Source organism: Chroococcidiopsis cubana SAG 39.79 (genome assembly GCF_003991895.1).
GTDB classification, from domain to species: Bacteria; Cyanobacteriota; Cyanobacteriia; order Cyanobacteriales; family Chroococcidiopsidaceae; genus Chroococcidiopsis; species Chroococcidiopsis thermalis.
Map to the genome: position 1 here is coordinate 52,230 of NZ_RSCK01000038.1, position 6,000 is coordinate 58,229.

Below are 6,000 nucleotides of genomic sequence, written 5' to 3' on the forward strand. Positions count from 1 at the left end.
ACGACGGCTTTTTCCAGCCAGCTATTTAACAACCAAAATAGGCTTTAGATCGCATATTTAATACTACACCATTCTCGTAGAGAATCGCGCAGTTTCGATCGCAAACTTTTGCCGATCGCAAGTTTTATTTAAAAGAGGTCAGCCTATTATGTTAGCAATGTTTGGGCTGCCTGAGTTTGAGTTTGTTCAATGCAGATCGCTTCTCAACTGTCCACAACACAGCTACGGTAATCGCGATCGCCATAATTCCCAAGCCGATACAAATAGCTAGAGTTTCCATATCTCACACTTCCTCTGCTTCAAATTTTGTTTGTTAATCGCGTAAATAGATTTTGATTATATACATAAGTTAATATTTCTGCAAAAATGAATACTTAAGTACTAGCTTTAGCTATTTTTTCACAGAGGCAAAGCCACAGCAGCTTTGATTTTCGATCTTTTTCAACCGCTCGCACGCTTAATTTTTGACAGTAAATCTTTATAAATAATACAGATTTACACAAGTGCGAGCGATGCTTATTAAAGGAATTGAATATACTTATATACTTAGCATTTAATATCAAAAGCTGTTTTCTATCTAATGAGGTAAGCCAAAGACTGTGGTAGTAAAATCTATCCACGGATCGAGCCATCAGGCATAGTTGTTTTAAAAAACTTAGCTTGGGAAAAGTTAGTACGATTCGCGATCGCGGCGTGAAGATTAGCACCGCTTAAATCGGCTTCGCTCAGATCGGCTCCAGTTAGATCGGCTCCACTCAAACTAGCTCCCGTCAAGTTTGCGCCAATAAGATATGCATTGTTGAGATTAGCACCACTGAGATCGGCATCGGTTAAATCGGCAATATTGAGGTTAGCCCCAGTCAAGTTTGTAGCACAGAGATTAGCTTTACTTAAATTGACAGCGCACAGATAAGCTCTGATTAACGTAGCTCGACTCAGGTTTGGCATAACTCCCCCATTCTTTTTGCGCCAATCATTCCAAACTGCTATTCCTTGAGTTAGTAGAGCAAGTTGCACCGGATCTGCCATTTTATTGCCTTAACCTGAGGGAGTCTTACGCTCTTTAAGTCTAAGTTACAACGTCTAAGTTACAACGTCTAAGTTACAACGTCTAAGTTATAACTCAAGTGGAAAGCAGCGTGAAGCATACTAACTGCTCGATTTAGTCATTATGCCGCAAGTCCTTCAACAGATGGCGGCGGACGCGATCGCACTTGATGTTCTGGGAATTTCTAAAGTGCATTTCGCCGCTCATTCAACAGCGGATGGAGCAAGCAAAGCTACTGCTGACGACTACTGACTTAGCGATCGCCGCGATTTCTAGGCATGATGGTCGGGTACGAGGCTTTCCACGTCACGTAATACTGGAAAGGCATACCCTCCAAAGCCAATCAGCATACTACAGCAAGAAAAGAGACTATATTGCAGTGCCATCCCAGCACCATTACCAGTGCCGAACAAACCACCAAATATTCCAGCCATGCTACCTCCTGGCATCATCGCTGGCTCAAAAAAATAGTCAGCTAATGGTCCGGCGATCGCTAACCCTAACGGTGTAGTAACCTGGGCAATCAGATAGCGGGAGGCGAAGACTCGCCCTTGTACATCTGGTTCCACCTTCGACAGCCAAATTGCTTGATTGGAACTATCGATCGCCGGAGAAACGAAAGCTGCTAAAAAGCCAGCCGTCATCCAATGCCAAGCTACACGTCCTAAGCCAAAGATGATTTTACCCAAGCTCATCAGTGCTGTACCAAATAACAGACCGTGAATGCGGCGTTTAGGTCCACCCCAAACACTCAACCCCGTAGCACCCACTAAACCACCTATGCCGATCGCGAATTGCACGCTAGCTAAGACTGCGGCATCATTTGCCGGAGCCATGATGTAGGAGCCAAAATAGGTGACATACGAACTCATCGCTGTAGCACGAGTGTAATGTCGCGGCGGAACGATCGCCGACATAGAAGCTGAGAAGGCTAGACTTTGGATATAGCCGAACAGTCCGTTGATAGCAGCAGTGATGTAGAAATGCCAGATTTCTAAGCGCCCGGTCAACAACAACAGTAGAATGGCAATGGTAGAAATTCCTGCTGCTGTGTCGCCCCCCATCATCAATTGCTTGCGATTCCAGCGATCGACGAGTAACCCAGCAAAAGAGGCAGCAACTAATTTTGGTGTATATGTAAAAAAGAAAATTAAGGATAAGGGCGTTGCTTGACCTGCAATCTGCCAAGCCCAGATTGTGATGGCGAAGTTAGTCATCTCAGAGCCAAGGATCGAAGTCATCTGACCGATCCACAAAATTAGGAAAGTGCGTAAGCTAGTTGGTTGTTCTGGCTGCAAGAAATGGCTCTCCCGCTCGTTAGGTGGGCAATGCCCACTCTACATTTAAATTTACTTTTGAATTTTGAATTTTGAGTTTTGAATTTTGAATTTGTTAGACAGCTAGCTTTTTTCCGCTACTAGATATTTAAATAAGTCATCCAGAATCCGATTTGCCCCTAAAATGTTGCTGCCGAGATGCCAAACCTCAGCGTCCACTTGATACACCTGTCCTTTTTGGACGGCATTCAGTTGAGAAAAGAGCAGATCTTTTGCAAACTGGTTAACCGTAAAACTACCTGGGACTTTATCTGAATCGACGCTGAGCAGGAAAATCGCATCGCCATCTATACTATTAATGTCTTCCCGCGATACTTGTTCCCAGGATTTCCCCCTCACGTCTTGAGCTGGGGGACGAGCTAAACCTACATCCTGCAACACTAAACCAGGAAAGCTGTCTTGCGTATAAAAAGCTATCCAACCTTCAGTTGTAATAACTACAGATACCTTTATATTACTAGGTTGAGCTTTGAGCTGTTGTTGGAGTTTGGCTACCCGCCGATCGTAATCGTCAAGGAGTGGCTGAACGGCATCAGCGCGATCGAGCGCTTGGGCATAGAGTTGGAGTTCTTGCTTCCACTGTCCGTCAGTGCTATTTCCTGCTGTTAAGACCGTGGGAGCAATTTGCGATAACTTGTCATAGATTTGTCTATGAGCCATCGTATTGCCCAAGATCAAATCCGGCTGGAGGCGCAGAATTGCCTCAAGGTTAGGTGGGGTTTTACCTACAGGCGTAATTCCTGCCGCGCGATCGCCTAAATAGGCTGGCAAAGAATCAGTTCTGGGAAGACTGGAGCCGATCGGTTTAACACCCAACGCTAAAGCAGCATCGAGGGGGGCTGTATCCAGCACCACCACCCGCTGCGGCTGAGCCGGAACTTTAGTCTCCCCCATTGCGTGTTTTATGACTCGTGCGGTTGCGCCTGATGTAGAAACAGAATTAGCAATCTTGTTATTGCTGGGCAATTCTTGGGAAGTAGTGCTACTGCACGCATAGACTGTTAAAACTGTCAAGAGCATCAGGGTATAGCCAAAAGATTCTCCTTATAGTTCGCCCAGATCGGTACGCGCCCCTACAACTAACTCTGACTGAATTCTTTCGTCAGTCGGTTGACGAGTAATAATATTGATGACTCCACCCGTTGCGCCCTGACCGTAAACAGCACTGGGACCGCGCACGACCTCGATCCGCTCGATCGATGACGGGTCAATGGCATTGAGTTGGCGATCGAAACCAGCACTCGTATTTTGAACGACTCCATCGATTAAAATTAGCGGCGGACGACCCCGCAGAGTTTGCAGACGACCAGTCCGGCGGTTTTGGGTCGGCGGACCAAAGCCAGGAACCGCCTGACCGAGAATATCTGGCAAATTCCTGGTCACAGAGGTCTGAGTCTCGATCTGTTCGCGAGTAATTGTCGTCACCGATCGCGGCACGTTCTGTAGTAATTCTTCTACGCGACTAGCAGTCACGACAATATCGAGTTCCTCTGCCTCGGCTTGAGTCGCTGGTTGTTCCGCTGGTTTAGGTTGAGCTTCCGGTGTCTCTGGTGCTGGTGCGGGTACTTGACCCGTTTGAGTTGTTGGGGTCAAACTGAAAATCAGCCCTTCTTTACCGCTCTCAAACACCTCAACTTTCGGTGCTGCTGCCGTTCCTGTCACCCGCACCTGAATGGTGTTGTCATTCAGATTCACGACTCTAATTGCAGAAATGCCCTCAGCCGGATTGTCAGCCTGAAACTCATTGCCCTCTGGTAGAACTAGCTGGGCGTTGGCAACGTTGGAAATTCAGGTAGCTTCCTCGCTGGTAGTGGAGAATTCCAGCTTTTGCGGAGCAGCTGTCTCTAAGATAACTTCCAGCCCCTTATCAGTTGGGATCAGCCGTACACCCTTGACTTGTACGATCGCACTCGCTGGCGCTAACGGAGAAGCTTGAGATAGGGACTGTACGGTTTTGTGAGGCTGTTTTACCTCACGCAGACGCGCAGCTAAAGGATTTTGTGGCGATCGCACTTTTGCCGCGACAGGCAGCGATCTCTGATGGGAATATTTGGCAACTTCCTCAGGAGACTTTGGTGATGCCATTGCTGTCGGCATCATACCAACACTGAGCAGTGCGACGCAGGAGAGCAATAAATGCAGCTTCATGACTTTACCTCACACCCTATCTACCTAAACTGTTGCACCGTATGTCATCGTCAAAAGCATTGATGACAACTGGGAACGAATAAGAGTTGTCAACCACACAAAAAATTCACCCACACACAAGCCTGGGAGTAACGACTGTCTTTTCAATCCGGTTTTCTCACGTCTAGTCAATCCACTTAAATCATTCTCAAATCTAAGTCGATATTATTGCGAATATTTTTTATAAGCTTGAGCAGAATAGAACAATTTGCGGGTCAATGTCAAGTTAGTAACAATTCAAAAACAGCAGTTTTTATACATAAATCTGCAATAAATACACCCGTAATCCCTCTTCTGTCAAACTGGGGTGAAACCTTGATTTTTCGTAGGCTAAAACCACGTAGATTCGTTGAATTTGCCTAAAGTAACAGAAGAGGGGTAATACCATTTTACTTTAAAGATGCTACAGATAGTAGGAGGTATCAAAAGGTGAAATGCTATGTCTGGCGTGGTTAAAATTGACATCATTGAATCAGTTGAAGAGCTGAAAACGTTATTAGCGGCACAAACAACAGCTTTTGGCAAGGAAAGAGTACAAGCATTATATCTGCTGAAAACAAAACAAGTCGAGACAGTACAACACTTGGCAGCAATTCTGGGACGGAATCGAGTTACAGTTCAACGTTGGTTACGCTCTTATCGTAGTGGTGGACTATGCCAATTGTTGTCCCAACACAAAAGCCAAGGGAGACCGATGGTGAGATCAGCAGAGGCGATCGCATCGTTAAAAGAAGAATTAAAAGATCCAGAAGGATTTTCTAGTTATAAAGAAGTGCAGTTATGGTTCAAAACTGTACTAGGAGTTGAAGCAAATTATCACGTTGTTCACCGTTTAGTTCGTGACAAGCTAAACGCCAAACTGAAATCATCACGACCACGCAGTAGCGAGCAGAACTCAGAAGAACTCAACGACTTTAAAAAAAACTACCAAACCATTTACAGTCAATAGTTGCATCTTTACGAAGTCAAGGAATAGAGGAGAAGCAACTACGCTATTGGTGTCATAATGGTATCTCGCTTTGGGCTAAAAACTATTGAGCGTCGGCTGTTAACAGGTTGCGGCATTAAACCAATCGGAATCGGACAATGGAAACGAGAGAATTACTATGTTTACGGTGTCGTTGAGCCGACAACAGGTTGTCGCTTTTTTTACGAGTTTTCTCACTTGGATACCACTTGCTTGCAAGCTTTTTTAGACTTATTTTCTCAGACTTATGCTCAAGATTTTCACATTCTACAACTTGACAACGGTTCTTTTCACAAAGCGATTGATTTAATCGTACCAGACAACATTATCTTATTCTTCCAACCCTCCCACTGTCCCGAACTTAACCCAATTGAAAGACTGTGGCAGTACATCAAGAGTTTTTTAGGCTGGCAGTTGTTCGATAATCTGGATGAATTGAGAGATAAAGTTCGGCATATCCT

9 protein-coding genes are annotated in these 6,000 nt (G+C 45.2%); 3 read left to right on the top strand and 6 right to left on the bottom strand.

What is annotated here, in order from left to right:
• Positions 1–151 precede the first annotated feature (151 nt).
• Entirely contained in the window at positions 152–280 is a 129-nt protein-coding gene (locus DSM107010_RS42350; RefSeq protein ID WP_015155664.1) for a hypothetical protein, read from the bottom strand.
• Positions 281–612: 332 nt separating this feature from the next.
• Positions 613–1,029 (bottom strand): pentapeptide repeat-containing protein, encoded by a 417-nt coding sequence (locus tag DSM107010_RS20800; protein ID WP_015155663.1) that lies wholly within the window; start codon positions 1,027–1,029, stop codon positions 613–615.
• Positions 1,030–1,171: 142 nt separating this feature from the next.
• On the opposite strand from DSM107010_RS20800, the gene DSM107010_RS42355 reads away from it, so the two are divergent.
• Positions 1,172–1,300, top strand: coding sequence for a hypothetical protein (locus DSM107010_RS42355; protein WP_256498544.1), 129 nt, complete (start codon positions 1,172–1,174; stop codon positions 1,298–1,300).
• A 20-nt stretch (positions 1,301–1,320) separates the two neighbouring features.
• Here the strand turns inward: DSM107010_RS42355 and DSM107010_RS20805 are convergent, their stop codons facing one another.
• From DSM107010_RS20805 to DSM107010_RS20820, 4 genes are all read right to left on the bottom strand, one after another.
• Positions 1,321–2,346, bottom strand: a complete 1,026-nt coding sequence (locus DSM107010_RS20805) for an MFS transporter (protein WP_127023808.1) — start codon at positions 2,344–2,346, stop codon at positions 1,321–1,323.
• A gap of 102 nt (positions 2,347–2,448) precedes the next feature.
• Entirely contained in the window at positions 2,449–3,405 is a 957-nt protein-coding gene (locus DSM107010_RS20810; protein ID WP_106166136.1) for an ABC transporter substrate-binding protein, read from the bottom strand.
• Positions 3,406–3,429: 24 nt separating this feature from the next.
• Positions 3,430–4,173, bottom strand: coding sequence for a TonB-dependent receptor plug domain-containing protein (locus DSM107010_RS42360; RefSeq protein ID WP_106166137.1), 744 nt, complete (start codon positions 4,171–4,173; stop codon positions 3,430–3,432).
• Positions 4,174–4,533 (bottom strand): hypothetical protein, encoded by a 360-nt coding sequence (locus DSM107010_RS20820; RefSeq protein WP_106166138.1) that lies wholly within the window; start codon positions 4,531–4,533, stop codon positions 4,174–4,176.
• Positions 4,534–5,011: 478 nt separating this feature from the next.
• Between DSM107010_RS20820 and DSM107010_RS20825 the strand changes: the two genes are divergently transcribed.
• Together DSM107010_RS20825 and DSM107010_RS20830 are read left to right on the top strand one after the other, a co-directional pair.
• The gene (locus DSM107010_RS20825; RefSeq protein ID WP_106166139.1) at positions 5,012–5,521 is read left to right on the top strand and encodes a helix-turn-helix domain-containing protein; all 510 of its coding nucleotides are present in this window, start codon (positions 5,012–5,014) and stop codon (positions 5,519–5,521) included.
• A gap of 57 nt (positions 5,522–5,578) precedes the next feature.
• Positions 5,579–6,000 (top strand): IS630 family transposase (locus tag DSM107010_RS20830; protein WP_199755668.1); only part of this gene is annotated, 422 nt, incomplete at its 3' end.